Below are 16,926 nucleotides of genomic sequence, written 5' to 3'. Positions count from 1 at the left end.
GACGACGTAACTGATGCTGATGTTAAGGAACCCTTACGTGCGCCCAATAATTTCTCGGCTTTTTGCCAAGCTTGTGTCCTTCAGTAAATTCATGATTTCTGGTGTATTACTGTCATTTATCATGTTGCTCTCCCTGCCGCTTCATGCGGTAACCCAGCCCAATGAAGATCAGCTCCGGCAAGAGCTAAAGCAGGCTGAAGCGAATAAAGGGATGGCTAATCAGGCAGAAATTATCCAGGCGCTGCAAGGGGCCTTAAGCTGGCTGGCGGATGCCAAAGAGTCTGACATCCGTGCCCAGCAGTATCAAAAAGCGATTGATGACTTCCCCAAACTGACCCGCGAGTTACGCCAGGAACTGGCGCAGGAGGGCAATAAGCCCCTGCCTGTACCCAGCAACTTATCCACCTCCGAGCTAGAACAACAAGTGCTGCAAATCAGCAGCCAGTTACTGGAGTTGAACCGCCTGTCGCAGCAAGAGCAGGATCGTGCGCGCGAGATCAGTGAGTCTCTCAACCAACTGCCGCAACAGCAATCAGAAGCACGGCGCATTCTGGCCGAAATCAGCACGCGCCTTCAGGCGCAAAGTAACCCAGCAAACCCTGCCGCCCAGGCGCAACTGGCGTTACTGCAGGCAGAAGCCGTGGCGCGGAAAGCGAAAGCCAATGAGTTAGAGCTTTCTCAGCTTTCAGCCAATAATCGGCAGGAGCTGTCACGGCTGCGGGCTGAGTTGTACAAAAAGCGCCAAGAGCGGGTGGATACCCAGCTTCAGGCTTTACGTAATACGTTGAATAATCAGCGCCAACAGGCAGCAGAACAGGCGCTGGAGCGCACCGAACTGCTGGCTGAGCAAGGCGGTGATTTGCCTGAATCCATTATCCAGCAGTTGCAGATAAACCGTGAGTTGTCTCAAGCACTGAATCAGCAAGCGCAGCGCATTGACCTTATCTCTTCGCAGCAACGCCAGGCGGTATCTCAGACGCAGCAAGTCCGGCAGGCACTCAGCACCATTCGTGAGCAAGCCCAGTGGTTGGGCGTTTCAACCGCATTGGGCGAAGCATTACGTGCGCAGGTCGCCAGATTACCTGATGTACCGAAATCGCAGCAGTTGGATCGTGATATGGCACAACTGCGGGTTCAGCGTCTGCAATATGAAGATATGCTGGATAAGTTACAGCAGCAAAATACCAAGTTAAAACAAGATGATGGCACACCACTAACCACCGAACAGCAGCGCATTCTGGATGCCCAGTGGCGCACCCAGCATGAATTGCTCAACTCTCTGCTCTCTGGCTATGACTCGCAGATTCTTGAGCTTACCAAGCTGAAAGTGGCGAACAGTCAGTTGGTGGATGCGCTAAGTGAAGTGCGCGAGGCTACGCACCGTTATCTGTTCTGGGTCGCGGATGTTAGTCCGATATCACTCTCATATCCAATTAACGTCGCCCATGACCTGACCCGCCTACTGTCGCTGGATACCCTTTCACAGTTGAGCGGCGCATTTGTCATGATGATGACCAGCCAAGAAACATTGCTGCCGATTATTGCCGCCCTGCTGTTTGTCAGTTTCAGTATCAGTTCACGCCGCCATTACCATGCCTTCCTTGAGCGCGCCAGTAGCCGAGTGGGTAAAGTCACGCAAGACCACTTCTCTCTGACATTACGTACCGTATTTTGGTCGATTCTGGTGGCCCTACCGCTGCCTGTTTTATGGGCGGCCCTCGGTTATGGGCTGCAAAATGCGTGGTCCTACCCAATGGCGATCGCCATTGGTAATGCTGTCACTGCCACCGTGCCAGTGCTGTGGGTGTTTATGATCAGTGCCGCATTTGCCCATCCTCATGGCCTGTTTATCACCCATTTCCGCTGGTCACCGACACAAGTCGGGCGGGCAATGCGCTTCTATCGCATGTCGGTATGGTTGATTATTCCATTGATGATGGCCCTGATCACTTTTGAGAATTATAACGACCGTGAATTCGCCGGCACCCTCGGCCGATTATGTTTTATCTTGCTGTGTATCGCCTTGAGCCTGGTAACTAACAGCCTGAAACGGGCGGGTATCCCGCTCTATCTGGATAAAAAAGGGTCAGGCGAAAACATTGTTAACTCAGCGCTGTGGGGGCTGTTGCTGTCCGCGCCATTGATTGCCGCACTGGCATCAGCACTCGGTTATCTCACCACCTCACAAGCGCTACTGGCGCGTTTAGAGACCTCGGTCGCCATCTGGTTCTTCCTATTGGTGGTTTACCATATTATCCGCCGTTGGATGCTAATTCAGCGCCGCCGCATTGCCTTTGACCGCGCGAAACAGCGGCGAGCCGATATTTTGGCGCAGCGCGCCCGTGGCGAAGACGACACGCCGCACAATAACAGCACCGAGGGTTCCATTGATGTCGAAGAGCCGGTCATTGATCTGGATGTGATCAGCGCCCAGTCACTGCGGCTGGTGCGATCAATCCTCACCATGATCGCCCTGGTTTCCGTGATTGCCCTATGGTCTGAGATTCACTCCGCGTTTGGTTTTTTGGAAAACATTCGCCTGTGGGATGTTTCATCCACCATTAACGGCATTGAGTCAGTGCAGGCGATCACCATGGGATCACTGCTGATCGCCATTTTGGTGATGATTGTCACCACTCAGTTGGTGCGCAATCTACCCGCCCTGCTGGAACTGGCGCTATTGCAGCATTTGGATCTGACACCGGGGACGGGCTATGCCATCTCCACCATCACCAAATATTTGCTGATCCTGTTTGGCGGGTTACTCGGTTTCTCAATGCTGGGGATCGAGTGGGCGAAATTCCAATGGCTGGTTGCCGCTCTGGGTTTGGGGTTGGGCTTCGGTTTGCAGGAGATTTTCGCCAACTTCGTCTCTGGCCTGATCATTTTGTTCGAAAAACCGATCCGTATCGGCGATACCGTGACTATCCGTGATCTCACCGGGAGCGTGACCAAAATCAATACCCGCGCCACCACCATCTCTGACTGGGACCGCAAAGAGATCATAGTGCCGAATAAGGCATTTATTACTGAACAATTTATTAACTGGTCACTGTCAGATTCGATTACCCGTGTGGTACTGACAGTGCCCGCACCAGCTGAAACCAGCAGTGAGGAGGTGACAGAAGTGTTACTGACCGCTGCGCGCCGCTGTACGCTGGTATTGGATAACCCACCACCGGAGGTCTATTTGGTTGATCTCCAGCAGGGGATTCAGATTTTCGAACTGCGAATTTACGCCGCCGAAATGGGCCACCGGATGCCGCTGCGCCATGAGATCCACCAGCTGATTCTGGCCGGTTATCGCGAGCACGGCATTACCCTGCCATTCCCACCATTCCAGGCGCGTCTGGAAACCCTGGGACGTGGGCGTGTGGTTTCGTCAAATCGAACTCGCACACCGGGTAGTTTGTAAGATCACTGAGTGAGTAAGAAACAAAAATGCCCTGATCTGTGAAGGATCAGGGCATTTCTTTTAATACCACGGCGGCGCCAAGGACGAGGGGTAACTAGGCTATATTGACCGGGAACGCAATCACATCACTCAACCTTTCCGCATTCAACGCCAGCATCACCAAACGATCAACCCCTAGCGCCACGCCAGAACAATCCGGCAAGCCGTGCTTCAGAGCGGCAATTAGATTCATATCGATTGGGTTCTGCGGCAAACCGCGTTTAGCACGGCTGCGATTATCTTGCTCAAAACGTTGCAGCTGCTCATCACCATCTGTCAGCTCATGAAATCCATTCGCCAGCTCAATGCCTTTGAAGTAAACCTCAAAACGCTCGGCTACACGGTGATCTTCTGTGCTGATCACGGCGAGGGAAGCCTGCGATGCTGGGAAATGGTAAACGAAAGCGGGCTTATCACGGCCAATATGTGGCTCGACCCCGACAGTAAACAGCAGTTGCAGCAGCGTATCGCGATCCTCTTCGGTATCGGCGATATTGCCTAAATCCAATTTTGCTGCCGCTTCACGTAATTGCGCTTTATCTGCCGAGAGTGGGTCAATGCCGAGATGGCGCTGGAAAGCTTGCTGATAAGAGAGGGTTTCCGCGCTATTGCAATCCAGAATTTGCTGCAACAGGTCATCAACCTCATTCATTAAGCGGTACATATCATAATGTGGGCGATACCATTCGAGCATGGTGAATTCAGGATTGTGATGACGGCCAGCTTCTTCATTGCGGAAACTGCGGCCCAACTGATAGATAGAGCCACTACCCGCCGCCAGCAGGCGCTTCATGTGGTATTCCGGACTGGTCATCATGTACAGCGTCACACCATCGGCAGCGCCCGGGCCAACAAACCGGGTTTGGAATGGGACTAAATGGACGTCCGTCACTGTCGCTTGGCTCATGGTCGGCGTTTCAACTTCTAATACGCCACGATCGGCAAAAAAGCGCCGGATCTCTGCCATTATTGCTGCGCGCTTCAACAAATTGGCGATAGGTGCACTCGGCTGCCAGCTTGCCGTTTCGCTCATGGTGGTTAACTCCGAAATCAAACAGGGGATGCAGTCTACTCGCATCTACTCCCTCAGACAAATCTCTCCCCCCTCCCGGTGCTTTCGCCGATGAATTCAGCATTTCACTCTGCAAAAAACTTATATACCCAGCAGATCCTGTTTGGGATCACGTTTTTGTTAGTAATGCCCTTGAGACGGTTCAAATAAAACAAAACAATCGATCACGTCAAATTTCTACTACTTAGCATTGGGTATAATTATTCCCATACAAAAAGTAAGAAATAGCTATTCTTAATACCATGATTCTCTTATCGGCTAATAAGTTAGCACGGTAATAATATAAAAAAATTATTAAGAATAGGGATTCACTTTATATACCCAAAATCGCGGGAGTTGCAGCTAACATCGCTGTGCCGCCAACGGCGAGGGGTATAGGATTTTCACTTGAACAATGGAGAAGCGCAGTGCAAACCTTTAACGCCGATCTTGCCATTATCGGGGCCGGGGGAGCTGGTTTACGTGCAGCAATAGCCGCAGCGGAAGCCAACCCTCAGCTGAAGATTGCTCTGATCTCGAAAGTATACCCGATGCGTAGCCATACTGTGGCTGCGGAAGGGGGATCAGCCGCCGTCACGCAGGACCACGATACCTTTGACTATCATTTCCACGACACCGTAGCCGGTGGTGACTGGTTATGCGAACAAGATGTTGTTGACCATTTTGTCCACAGCTGCCCGGAAGAGATGGCGCAGTTAGAAATCTGGGGCTGCCCGTGGAGCCGCAAACCTGATGGCTCAGTTAACGTTCGCCGCTTTGGTGGGATGAAAATTGAACGTACTTGGTTCGCCGCTGATAAAACCGGCTTCCACATGCTGCATACCCTGTTCCAAACCTCGTTGAAATACCCGCAAATTCAGCGTTTTGATGAACATTTCGTTCTGGATATTCTGGTCGATGATGGTCAAGCGCGTGGCGTTGTTGCCATGAATATGATGGAGGGCACCCGCGTGCAAATCCGGGCGAACGCCGTGGTCATGGCCACCGGCGGCGCAGGTCGGGTTTATCGTTATAACACCAACGGCGGTATTGTTACTGGTGATGGTATGGGGATGGCATTCCACCACGGCGTTCCGCTGCGGGATATGGAATTTGTGCAATATCACCCTACCGGCCTGCCGGGTTCTGGCATCCTGATGACCGAAGGTTGTCGTGGTGAAGGCGGTATTCTGGTTAATAAAGATGGTTACCGCTATTTGCAGGATTACGGCATGGGGCCTGAAACCCCGCTTGGCGAGCCAAAAAACAAATACATGGAATTAGGCCCCCGCGATAAAGTTTCGCAAGCCTTCTGGCATGAGTGGCGGGCGGGCCGCACTATCGCCACACCACGTGGTGATGTGGTCTATCTGGACTTGCGCCATCTGGGTGAGAAAAAACTGCTTGAGCGCTTGCCATTCATCTGCGAACTGGCGAAAGCCTATGTCGGCGTCGATCCGGTAAAAGAACCTATCCCAGTGCGCCCAACCGCGCATTACACCATGGGGGGTATCGAAACCAACCAACAGTGCGAAACTCGCATCAAGGGGCTGTTTGCCGTCGGCGAATGCTCTTCTGTTGGCCTGCACGGTGCTAACCGCTTAGGCTCCAACTCACTGGCTGAATTAGTGGTCTTTGGCCGTGTGGCGGGCGAGCAAGCGGCACTGCGCGCCATGGAAACTGGCCCGGCAAATGGTAGCGCGCTGGATGCCCAGACCCGTGACGTCGAAACCCGCCTGAGCAACCTGATGAAACAGGAAGGGACGGAAAATTGGTCCAAAATCCGCGATGAAATGGGGCTGTCGATGGAAGAGGGTTGCGGCATTTACCGCACACCGGAACTGATGCAGAAAACCGTGGATAAGCTGGCCGAGCTGAAAGAGCGCTTCAAACGGGTGAAAATCACTGATAACTCCAGTGTTTTCAACACAGATCTGCTGTACACCATTGAGCTAGGTTATGGCTTAGATGTGGCTGAATGTATGGCTCACTCAGCACTGAACCGTAGAGAGTCCCGTGGCGCACATCAGCGTCTGGATGAAGGCTGCACCGAGCGCGATGACGTTAATTTCCTCAAGCATACTCTGGCCTTCCATACCCCAGGCGGCGCACCACGCCTTGAATACAGCGACGTGAAAATCACCAAGCTGGCACCGGCAAAACGTGTTTATGGTGGTGAAGCCACAGCACAAGATGCGAAAGATGCAAAAGATTTGAAGGATAAGGAGCAGGCGAATGACTGATATGAAAGTCCTGAAAATGGAGGTCATGCGCTACAACCCAGAACGTGATAGCGAACCTCACTTCGAAACCTTTGAAGTACCTTACGATGAGCAAACTTCTCTGCTGGATGCGTTGGGCTATATCAAAGATAATCTGGCACCGGATCTCTCTTATCGCTGGTCTTGCCGGATGGCGATTTGCGGCTCGTGCGGCATGATGGTCAATAAAGTGCCGAAACTGGCCTGTAAAACCTTCTTGCGCGAATATACCGCCGGGATGAAGGTCGAGGCTCTGGGCAACTTCCCAATTGAGCGCGATTTAGTGGTTGATATGACTCACTTTATCGAAAGCCTGGAAGCCATCAAACCTTACATCATCGGCAACGAGCGCAAACCGAAAGATGGCCCGAATAAGCAGACTCCTGCTCAGATGGCGAAATACCATCAGTTCTCTGGCTGTATCAACTGTGGACTCTGTTATGCCGCTTGCCCGCAGTTTGGCTTAAATCCAGAATTTATCGGCCCGGCAGCTATCACGCTGGCTCACCGTTACAATCTGGATAACCGTGACCACGGCAAGAAAGAGCGTATGCCTCAGCTTAACGGTAAAAATGGTGTCTGGAGCTGTACCTTCGTCGGTTACTGTTCTGAAGTTTGTCCGAAACACGTAGATCCGGCGGCTGCTATCCAGCAAGGCAAGGTCGAGAGTGCCAAAGACTTCATGATAGCCATGCTGAAACCACAGTAAGGGAGGGGAGACAAGAATGATGACTAAACGTAAAGCTTATGTCCGCACCATGGCCCCCAACTGGTGGCAAAAACTTGGTTTCTATCGTTTTTATATGTTGCGTGAAGGGACATCGGTGCCGACAGTCTGGTTCAGTGTTCTGATGATTTACGGCGTATTCGCGTTGAAAAGTGGCCCCGCTGGGTGGGAAGGTTTTGTCGGCTTCCTGCAAAACCCATTGGTGCTACTGATTAATATCATTACGTTATTGGCCGCAGTGTTACATACCAAAACCTGGTTTGAACTGGCACCGAAAGCCGCCAATATTATCGTGAATAGCGAAAAAATGGGTCCAGAGCCAGTTATCAAGGCGCTGTGGGTTGTGACGGTCGTGGCTACCGCGATTATTTTAGCCGTTGCCTTACTCTAACCCGGAGGAAAACAAGATGAATCAAGTTCCTAAGCGCTCCGATGAACCTATCTTCTGGGGCCTATTTGGTGCCGGCGGTATGTGGAGTGCCATCATTGCACCTGCGGTTATTCTGTTGGTCGCTATTCTGCTGCCACTGGGTGCCTTTCCAGGTGATGCACTAAGCTATGAGCGCATTCTGGCGTTCTGTCAGAGCTTTATTGGCCGGATATTCCTGCTGCTAATGATTATTCTGCCACTTTGGTGCGGTTTACACCGTATTCATCACGCCATGCATGATTTGAGGATCCACGTCCCTGCGGGGAAATGGGTGTTCTATGGCTTAGCCGCCATTCTGAGTGTGGTTGCCATCATTGGTGTCCTGACACTGTAATCACTGACGCTCCATCAACGGCCTGCACCTCTGCGGGCCGTTTTTTTTGCTATCCTGCCAATAACTCAGATTCATCCATTTGCTTCCTCCATAGATGATAGTTATTCTCAATGACAAGCTACCGCCTGAAAATGAGGAATACCAATGCGCCTGTGGTCAAAATTATCTGTATTGATGGCAACCCTGCTCTCTGTTGCTTGCAGTGTCACGCCGCCAAAAGACGTAAAAATCGTCGATAACTTCCAATTACCTCGCTATCTCGGCACATGGTATGAGATTGCTCGACTGGATCACTCTTTTGAACGCGGGCTAGACCATGTCACCGCCAATTACTCGCCCCGTGACGATGGTGGCGTAAAAGTGATTAATCGAGGCTATAACGCAAATAAGCAGCAATGGCAGGAGAGTGTAGGGAAGGCCTATTTTATTGGCTCCCCACAACAAGCCTCACTTAAGGTCTCATTCTTCGGGCCTTTCTATGGCGGCTACAATGTCATTGATTTAGATGATGAATATCAGCATGCCTTAATTGCTGGCCCGAACCGAGATTATCTGTGGATTTTATCCCGTACGCCGACCATTGATAGCCAAACACGCGATCGTCTGGTCGCCGTAGCAAAGAATTATGGCTTCCCGGTAGAGGATTTGATCTGGGTTAAGCAGACGCCAACTTCAACCCAATAATCCCCGCCAAAATCAGCCCCAAACTAAACACGCGTGCCAGGCTGGCGGACTCCCCTAACAGCACAATGCCTAAGATAGCTGTACCTACCGCACCGATACCGGTCCAGACCGCATATGCGGTGCCAGCCGGTAGCGTCTTCATTGCATAGGCCAACAGAAAAACACTCGCCGCCATCGCCACAATGGTGATAACACTGGGTGCCAGCCGCGTAAAACCATGGGAATACTTCAGGCCGATGGCCCAGATAACCTCTAATAAACCTGCAATAACCAGAATAATCCAAGCCATGGTAACCACCTCGCTTAGGCGGGGTCGTCCCCGGAAAACAGATGCGTGCTCAGGTCGTCCCGAACAGCCGAAAGATTAGAGGGATAAATTACCACCATCAATAATAAGCGGCAATATATTCAGCATTGGCATGGGAGATGCGGGGAGTCATTTGTGGCAAAAAATTCGGCGGGAAACACCGCCGATGACAGTATAAAAACCGCTTATTCAGCGCTACGCTCAATCGCGCTACCCGCACTTTGAACATCTTTACCCACACCCTTCGTGGTGTTACAGGCACTCAATGAAGAGATAATCAACAATGAGAAAATAATCGCGATGCTTTTCTTTACCATTATGAAAGTTCCTTATAGAGCTCTAGACATATTCGCTTTATAAGCATAGTCATAAAAACAGCATTGCGCTTTTCTCAGGCTTAAGCTACAGCAAAACCGAGTAATGCCAATCAACTCAGCTCAGATAGCAGAAAACCGCGTTTAAGCGGTTTTCTTTAATTCTCAGCACCGCTTATTTATTAAGCTTACTTAACGCGAGAAACATATTCGCCAGAGCGGGTATCAACTTTGATGATTTCGCCAACCTGTACGAATAATGGCACTTTGACCACTGCACCTGTGCTCAGTGTCGCAGGTTTACCACCGGTACCGGCAGTATCACCTTTCAGACCTGGGTCAGTGTCAACGATTTCGAGTTCAACAAAGTTTGGTGGAGTGACGGCGATAGGCAGGCCATTCCACAGAGTTACGATACATTCAGCCTGATCAACCAGCCATTTGCCGTTATCACCAATCGCTTTTGCATCAGCTTGCAGCTGTTCGTAAGTCTCGTTATTCATGAAGTGCCAGAACTCACCATCATTGTACAGGTAAGTCAGGTTCAGGTCGTTAACGTCAGCGCCTTCCAGTGAATCTGTTGATTTGAAGGTCTTTTCAACACGCCCGCCAGTCAACAGACGGCGCATCTTAACACGTGCAAAAGCCTGGCCTTTGCCTGGTTTTACGAACTCGCTGGACTCAACCGAATAAGGCTCGCCCTCGAACATGATTTTAAGACCGGGACGAAAATCGTTGCTATAATAACTGGCCATGATGGTCCTCAAGAAACTGGTAGTAAGCCTAAAAAATGGCAAGTATTGTAACCCGAAACATGCCAATTAGAGAAGATTGGTTGCAACAACTCGCCGATGTAATTACCGATCCGGACGAATTGCTAAGAATTCTGTTCTTAAATGAGCACCCTAACCTGCAACAAGGCAGTGCGGCACGTCGTTTATTCCCGCTTAGAGTACCACGGGCGTTTGTCGCACGTATGCAGCCAGGTGATCCATTCGACCCTTTATTACTTCAGGTGCTCACCGCCCGTGAAGAGTTTATCGCGGCCCCCGGTTTTACCAACGATCCGCTTGATGAACAGCGCAGTGTCGTGCCCGGCTTGTTGCATAAGTATCGCAACCGCGCGCTATTACTGGTCAAAGGCGGTTGTGCCGTCAATTGCCGCTACTGTTTCCGCCGCCATTTCCCTTATCAGGATAACCAAGGCAATAAAGCCAATTGGCATCAGGCGCTGGATTATATCCGCCAACATCCTGAGCTGGATGAGATCATCTTTTCGGGCGGCGACCCATTGATGGCTAAAGACAGTGAGTTGAGCTGGTTATTGGATGAACTAGAAAGCATCAGCCACATCAAACGGCTGCGAATCCACACACGTTTGCCGGTCGTGATCCCTGCCCGAATTACTGCGGCTCTGTGCCAGCGGTTGAGTGATTCACGATTGCAGGTGTTGATGGTCACACATATAAACCATGCCAATGAAATCGATCAGCCCTTGCGAGACAGTATGGCACAACTGAAACAGGCGGGTGTGACGCTATTAAACCAGAGCGTGCTGCTGCGCGGCGTCAATAATGATGCAGAGGTACTGACAACATTGAGTAATGCTTTGTTTGATGCAGGGATTTTGCCTTACTACATTCACGTCCTAGATAAAGTGCAAGGTGCTGCTCACTTTATGGTCGATGATGATGAGGCGCGACAATTAATGAAAGGCTTGCTCAGCCGCGTATCCGGTTATTTGGTCCCACGTCTGGCACGAGAGATCGGCGGGCAACCCAGTAAAACACCACTGGACCTGCGATTAATGCAGAGTGAGTAACCAAACAATAAAGGGATGCCATGGCATCCCTTGTTTCAACTCGTACCTCAGCTTATCAAGGGCACTTATAAACTTCGCCAACCATTTTGCTGTCTAGTGGCGCAAAGCTTGATAAGAAGGTTTCGCTCGGGCTGGTCGCACCATAAATCACGTTACCCCCCATGGCAGCTGCTTTATTACGCAAGTCATTTGCTGCACCGCGCATAGAGCTGCTTTCACCGCCGCCACCTGATAACCAGTTGCTCTGAACCCCAGTCACCTGACCGACCAACTGACATTCACTACCCGGTTTGGTATCGGAGAACTTCACTTGCTCGCCTGCCGAACTCAATTGGTTAGTGGAGCTACAACCTGCCAGCAACAGCGCTGCTGAAAGACCAAGTAACACTTTAATCCGCATTTTTTTCTCCATTCTAAGTTGAGAATCACGCTAAAGATTACCAGAAAGCACCGCCGCCGCTTAGACATCCGTTGCCGAAATTATCCAGATACCCAATATCGAGACTGATAGCCAATAGTTTACACATTAAATTAGCGCAGAAGCTAAAAAAAGTCCTGTCATCATCTCACCGAATGAAATAAAACCGCTTTTAGGGCGTTAGGTTGCAAAATTTGAATCAGAAAAGACCGAGTATGATGCTCTATTGGGACGGGGTTATGACAGGTTTGGAAATAGCAGGTTTAGTCATCATAAATAAAATAAAAGCGAGCAGGTTACCCCACTCGCTTTTATCAACAGCTTTACCTTCGGTTGCCATTATCTAAACGGTAACCGAAAGATTGGGAGCATTACATCATGCCGCCCATGCCGCCCATACCACCCATGCCGCCAGCGCCCATATCACCGCCTTTGTCATCACGTGGCAGGTCAGTGATCATGCACTCGGTGGTGATCATCAGGCCAGCAATAGAGGCTGCGTACTGCAGAGCAGAACGAGTCACTTTAGTTGGATCCAAGATACCCATCGCGATCATGTCGCCGTACTCTTCGCTGTATGCGTTGTAACCGTAGCTACCTGAACCCGCTTTAACGTTGTTCGCGATAACTGAGGCTTCTTCACCGGCGTTAACCACGATCTGACGCAGTGGAGATTCCATCGCGCGCAGAGCAACTTTGATACCGACGTTCTGGTCTTCGTTGTCGCCTTTCAGGCCAGAAGCAGTGATAGCAGATGCCGCACGAATCAGTGCAACACCACCACCAGCAACAACGCCCTCTTCTACTGCGGCGCGGGTTGCGTGCAGAGCATCTTCAACACGTGCTTTCTTCTCTTTCATTTCAACTTCAGTTGCGGCGCCCACTTTGATAACGGCAACGCCGCCAGCCAGTTTAGCAACACGCTCTTGCAGTTTTTCTTTGTCGTAGTCAGAAGTCGCATCTTCAATTTGCTGACGGATCTGAGTAACACGGCCCTGAATTGCAGCTTCGTCGCCTACGCCATCAATGATAATGGTAGTGTCTTTGTTGATAACAATACGTTTTGCCTGACCCAGATCTTCCAGAGTGGTTTTTTCCAGTTCCAGGCCGATCTCTTCAGAGATAACAGTACCGCCAGTCAGAGTTGCGATGTCTTGCAGCATAGCTTTACGACGATCGCCGAAACCAGGTGCTTTAACAGCAGCCACTTTCACGATACCGCGCATGGTGTTAACAACCAGAGTCGCCAACGCTTCGCCTTCAACGTCTTCTGCAATGATCAGCAGTGGTTTACCCGCTTTCGCTACTGCTTCCAGTACTGGCAGCATTTCACGGATATTAGAGATTTTCTTGTCAGCCAACAGGATGAATGGGCTTTCAAGTTCAATCGAACCCGTTTCTGGTTTATTGATGAAGTAAGGAGACAGGTAGCCACGGTCGAACTGCATACCTTCTACAACGTCCAGTTCATCTTGCAGGCCAGAGCCCTCTTCAACGGTGATAACACCTTCTTTACCTACTTTTTCCATCGCCTGTGCAATCAGCTCACCCACGGTTGAGTCAGAGTTCGCAGAGATGGTGCCTACCTGAGCGATAGCTTTAGAATCAGAGCAAGGTACAGACAGTTTTTTCAGTTCTTCAACCGCAGCGATAACTGCTTTGTCGATACCGCGCTTCAGGTCCATTGGGTTCATGCCGGCCGCAACTGCTTTCAGACCTTCAGTGATAATGGATTGAGCCAATACAGTTGCAGTAGTGGTACCGTCACCCGCCGCGTCATTCGCTTTAGAGGCAACTTCTTTAACCATCTGTGCGCCCATGTTCTCGAACTTGTCTTCCAGTTCGATCTCACGTGCAACTGATACACCGTCTTTGGTGATAGTTGGAGAGCCGAAAGACTTATCCAGAACTACGTTACGGCCTTTCGGGCCTAGGGTCACTTTCACTGCATCAGCAAGGATGTTTACGCCGCGTAGCATTTTGATGCGTGCGTCGTTACCGAATTTTACGTCTTTAGCTGCCATTGGTATTTCCCTTAACTCGTTCAGTTCAGAAGATTAGAGAGCGTGATTACGCTTCAACAATTGCCAGAATGTCGCTTTCGGACATGATCAACACTTCTTCATGGTCGATCTTCTCTGACTTCACGCCATAACCATCGTTGAAAATAACGATGTCGCCTACTTTCACATCCAGCGGCTTGATCTCACCGTTATCCAGGATGCGACCATTGCCGACGGCCAGAACTTCACCACGGGTAGATTTACCCGCTGCAGTGCCAGTCAGAACGATGCCGCCAGCAGATTTGGATTCAACTTCTTTGCGCTTGACGATAACGCGGTCATGCAATGGACGAATTTTCATTGATAGCTCTCCTATGAGAAGGTCCGTATCAGATTTAGGATTAATATCGGTCTGCCTTCATAACCGATACCGTGGCTTTCTAAATGGGGGCGATCTCTTATCGCTTCAAGGGAGAGGACAAAAAAAAATTCATTTTTTCTCGCCTGAAAGTGGGTTGTTTTATCCACTTCATCACCCTTACCCAAAGAAAAACCTGTCATTGACATTATAAACTTATGATTAATAAACAAGCCATTAGCAAGGAACTACGGCTTACCTATCATCTTTAAAACGATTATCTGTAGATTTATCATCCTCATCCGGACGGTGCTCTACAATGTAGCGATCATCGGCTTTACGCTGAAACTCGCCGTCAAAGGTATTTCCGCCCCCCATTGGGCCGCTGCCTGTACCAAAACCGCCGCCACGATAAATGTTCAGATGTGGCATCAACTTTAGCGTCAACGATTTTTGAATCGGTGGTAACAGTAGCAGCAAGCCGAGGAAGTCGGTGAAGAAGCCGGGGATCAGTAACAAGAAGCCAGCTAAAATCAGCGAAACACTCTTAACCATTTCTGCTGCGGGGCTTTCACCGGCAGCCAGTTTTTGCTGCATCTGCATAAAGGTTTTGATCCCTTGGTTGCGCACCAGAGATATCCCCACGCAGGAGCTAAGGATCACTAGCAGCAGGGTCACTAAGACACCCAGCACAGCTGCGACCTTGATAAATATCGATATTTCTATGTATGCCAATAAAAATATCAGCGCTAACGGTAACCAACGCACCGCGTTCTCCTTATTCCAATCATTCAGTACCCCTCATCAGGTAACCCTGCCTGACAGATACCATGAAAACCTTAACCCAACTGGTGCTGACTCGCCCTTATTTCCCCTTAGTTACGGATTTAGGCGTCAGCTCCCCCTTCAATCTGGGTTGACCTCAATGAAGTGGTGGTGGTTGACAAGCTTTTCAAGCTGAGGAGATACTTTTATTACTAATTAGTCTAACTGTGAGTGAAATCACAGATATCAGATCATCTCAATTAATTACGACCATATAGTGATCCTAGTTCAAGGCTTTTTATTATTAGGCAGCATATGATCCTGTCAGCAATAAGATGAATGGTTAATCTTTCCGCATGAAAGGTGCAACACGGCATCATATTGCGTCCACGGCGGTATAATTTAGTTAACAAATACAAAACAAGACAGCACATTAGAGAAGGTTCTCATGTCAAATAACATTCGTATTGAAGAAGACCTGTTAGGTACACGAGAAGTCCCCGCAGAGGCTTACTACGGTGTTCATACCCTGCGTGCGATTGAAAACTTCTATATCAGTAACAGCAAAATCAGTGATGTTCCAGAATTTGTTCGCGGCATGGTTATGGTTAAAAAAGCGGCGGCAATGGCGAACAAAGAGCTGCACACTATCCCTCGTAAGATTGCTGACATTATTATTCAGGCATGTGACGAAGTTCTGGATAAAGGGAAGTGTATGGATCAGTTCCCGGTAGACGTGTTCCAAGGCGGCGCCGGTACCTCTTTAAACATGAATACCAACGAAGTTCTGGCCAATATTGGTCTGGAACTGATGGGTCACCAGAAGGGGGAGTATCAATACCTTAACCCTAACGACCATCTGAACAAATGTCAGTCCACCAACGATGCCTACCCAACCGGCTTCCGCATTGCGGTCTACGCCTCCATTATGAAGTTGATCGACGCGATCAATGAATTAGGCGAAGGTTTCGGTAGAAAATCCAAAGAATTCGAGAAAATTCTGAAAATGGGGCGCACCCAGTTACAGGATGCTGTACCAATGACGCTGGGTCAGGAGTTCCGTGCTTTCCAGGTGCTGCTGAACGAAGAGACTAAAAACCTGCAACGCACTGCAGAGTTGCTACTGGAAGTTAACCTAGGTGCTACCGCTATCGGTACTGCGCTAAATACCCCAGAGGGTTACTCCGAACTGGCAATCAAAAAACTTTCTGAAATCAGTGGCTTGCCATGTATTCCAGCAGAGGATTTGATTGAAGCGACCTCCGACTGCGGTGCTTATGTGATGGTGCATAGCGCCCTGAAACGTCTGGCCGTTAAGATGTCAAAAATCTGTAATGACTTACGTCTGCTGTCATCAGGTCCACGTACTGGTTTGAATGAGATCAACCTGCCAGAGTTGCAGGCCGGCTCTTCAATCATGCCAGCTAAAGTGAATCCGGTGATTCCAGAAGTGGTTAACCAGGTCTGTTTTAAGGTGATCGGTAACGACACTTGCATTACTATGGCGGCCGAAGCAGGTCAGCTCCAGTTGAACGTCATGGAGCCAGTGATTGGCCAGGCAATGTTTGAGTCCATCCATATCCTGACAAATGCTTGTTACAACCTGTTGGAAAAATGCATTAACGGCATTACTGCCAACAAAGAGGTTTGCGAGCGTTACGTCTTTAACTCCATCGGTATCGTCACCTATCTCAACCCATTCATTGGCCACCATAACGGTGACATTGTGGGCAAAATCTGTGCGGAAACCGGTAAAAATGTACGGGAAGTGGTTCTGGAACGCGGCTTATTAACTGAAGCCGAGCTGGACGACATTTTCTCTGTTGAGAATCTGATGCACCCGGCCTATAAAGCGAAACGTTATACCGATGAAAATGAACAATAAAATAATCATCCGGTAGCCCGATAAGGCACGCATGCTCCTCTGGACAGCGTGCCTTTTTACTTTCTGGCAAACACAATTTTTTAACTTTAATTTTTCATTTGGATCAAGGAGTA

16 protein-coding genes are annotated in these 16,926 nt (G+C 49.8%); 8 read left to right on the top strand and 8 right to left on the bottom strand.

The window, feature by feature from the left end; translation table 11 throughout:
* The first annotated feature begins 37 nt into the window (after positions 1 to 37).
* Positions 38 to 3,415 (top strand): miniconductance mechanosensitive channel MscM, encoded by a 3,378-nt coding sequence (mscM, locus tag HRK25_RS08215; protein WP_420864417.1) that lies wholly within the window; start codon positions 38 to 40, stop codon positions 3,413 to 3,415.
* Between the two features lie 94 nt (positions 3,416 to 3,509).
* On the opposite strand, the gene epmA is transcribed toward mscM, so the two are convergent.
* Positions 3,510 to 4,487: an elongation factor P--(R)-beta-lysine ligase gene (gene epmA / locus HRK25_RS08210; RefSeq protein WP_032898195.1), complete on the bottom strand. Its 978-nt coding sequence runs from the start codon at positions 4,485 to 4,487 to the stop codon at positions 3,510 to 3,512.
* 446 nt (positions 4,488 to 4,933) lie between these two features.
* Here epmA and frdA point away from each other — a divergent pair, with 446 nt between their 5' ends.
* From frdA to blc, 5 genes are all read left to right on the top strand, one after another.
* Positions 4,934 to 6,748, top strand: coding sequence for a fumarate reductase (quinol) flavoprotein subunit (frdA, locus tag HRK25_RS08205; protein WP_005275784.1), 1,815 nt, complete (start codon positions 4,934 to 4,936; stop codon positions 6,746 to 6,748).
* Positions 6,741 to 7,475, top strand: coding sequence for a succinate dehydrogenase/fumarate reductase iron-sulfur subunit (locus tag HRK25_RS08200; RefSeq protein ID WP_032898196.1), 735 nt, complete (start codon positions 6,741 to 6,743; stop codon positions 7,473 to 7,475). The genes frdA and HRK25_RS08200 overlap by 8 nt, the downstream gene beginning before the upstream one ends.
* Positions 7,476 to 7,491: 16 nt before the next feature.
* Positions 7,492 to 7,884, top strand: a complete 393-nt coding sequence (gene frdC, locus HRK25_RS08195; protein ID WP_005275791.1) for a fumarate reductase subunit FrdC — start codon at positions 7,492 to 7,494, stop codon at positions 7,882 to 7,884.
* Between the two features lie 16 nt (positions 7,885 to 7,900).
* Positions 7,901 to 8,257, top strand: coding sequence for a fumarate reductase subunit FrdD (gene frdD / locus HRK25_RS08190; protein WP_004873939.1), 357 nt, complete (start codon positions 7,901 to 7,903; stop codon positions 8,255 to 8,257).
* Between the two features lie 144 nt (positions 8,258 to 8,401).
* Positions 8,402 to 8,941, top strand: coding sequence for an outer membrane lipoprotein Blc (gene blc / locus HRK25_RS08185; protein WP_005275793.1), 540 nt, complete (start codon positions 8,402 to 8,404; stop codon positions 8,939 to 8,941).
* Here the strand turns inward: blc and sugE are convergent.
* From sugE to efp, 3 genes are all read right to left on the bottom strand, one after another.
* On the bottom strand, positions 8,913 to 9,230 hold the full coding sequence (gene sugE, locus HRK25_RS08180; RefSeq protein WP_032898197.1) for a quaternary ammonium compound efflux SMR transporter SugE: 318 nt from the start codon (positions 9,228 to 9,230) through the stop codon (positions 8,913 to 8,915). The genes blc and sugE overlap by 29 nt on opposite strands.
* A 203-nt stretch (positions 9,231 to 9,433) precedes the next feature.
* On the bottom strand, positions 9,434 to 9,565 hold the full coding sequence (locus HRK25_RS08175; protein ID WP_005275796.1) for an entericidin A/B family lipoprotein: 132 nt from the start codon (positions 9,563 to 9,565) through the stop codon (positions 9,434 to 9,436).
* Between the two features lie 185 nt (positions 9,566 to 9,750).
* Positions 9,751 to 10,317 (bottom strand): elongation factor P, encoded by a 567-nt coding sequence (gene efp / locus HRK25_RS08170; RefSeq protein WP_032898198.1) that lies wholly within the window; start codon positions 10,315 to 10,317, stop codon positions 9,751 to 9,753.
* A 35-nt stretch (positions 10,318 to 10,352) separates the two neighbouring features.
* On the opposite strand from efp, the gene epmB reads away from it, so the two are divergent.
* The gene (epmB, locus tag HRK25_RS08165) at positions 10,353 to 11,384 is read left to right on the top strand and encodes an EF-P beta-lysylation protein EpmB (protein WP_032898199.1); all 1,032 of its coding nucleotides are present in this window, start codon (positions 10,353 to 10,355) and stop codon (positions 11,382 to 11,384) included.
* 55 nt (positions 11,385 to 11,439) lie between these two features.
* Here the strand turns inward: epmB and HRK25_RS08160 are convergent, their stop codons facing one another.
* From HRK25_RS08160 to HRK25_RS08145, 4 genes are all read right to left on the bottom strand, one after another.
* On the bottom strand, positions 11,440 to 11,784 hold the full coding sequence (locus tag HRK25_RS08160; RefSeq protein WP_032898200.1) for a DUF4156 domain-containing protein: 345 nt from the start codon (positions 11,782 to 11,784) through the stop codon (positions 11,440 to 11,442).
* A gap of 389 nt (positions 11,785 to 12,173) precedes the next feature.
* Entirely contained in the window at positions 12,174 to 13,826 is a 1,653-nt protein-coding gene (gene groL / locus HRK25_RS08155; RefSeq protein WP_005275816.1) for a chaperonin GroEL, read from the bottom strand.
* 46 nt (positions 13,827 to 13,872) lie between these two features.
* Positions 13,873 to 14,166, bottom strand: coding sequence for a co-chaperone GroES (locus HRK25_RS08150; RefSeq protein ID WP_004391824.1), 294 nt, complete (start codon positions 14,164 to 14,166; stop codon positions 13,873 to 13,875).
* A gap of 252 nt (positions 14,167 to 14,418) precedes the next feature.
* Positions 14,419 to 14,931 carry an FxsA family protein gene (locus tag HRK25_RS08145; RefSeq protein WP_005275824.1) on the bottom strand — a complete coding sequence of 171 codons (513 nt, stop codon included), beginning with the start codon at positions 14,929 to 14,931 and terminating at the stop codon, positions 14,419 to 14,421.
* Positions 14,932 to 15,376: 445 nt separating this feature from the next.
* Between HRK25_RS08145 and aspA the strand changes: the two genes are divergently transcribed.
* A complete protein-coding gene (gene aspA, locus HRK25_RS08140; RefSeq protein WP_004873951.1) occupies positions 15,377 to 16,813 on the top strand; it encodes an aspartate ammonia-lyase in 1,437 nt (478 codons plus the stop codon).
* Positions 16,814 to 16,926 lie beyond the last annotated feature (113 nt).

Source organism: Yersinia bercovieri ATCC 43970 (assembly GCF_013282745.1).
GTDB classification, from domain to species: domain Bacteria; phylum Pseudomonadota; class Gammaproteobacteria; order Enterobacterales; family Enterobacteriaceae; genus Yersinia; species Yersinia bercovieri.
Note: the sequence above shows the minus strand (reverse complement) of the source record. Positions and strands in the feature narration are given on the sequence as shown.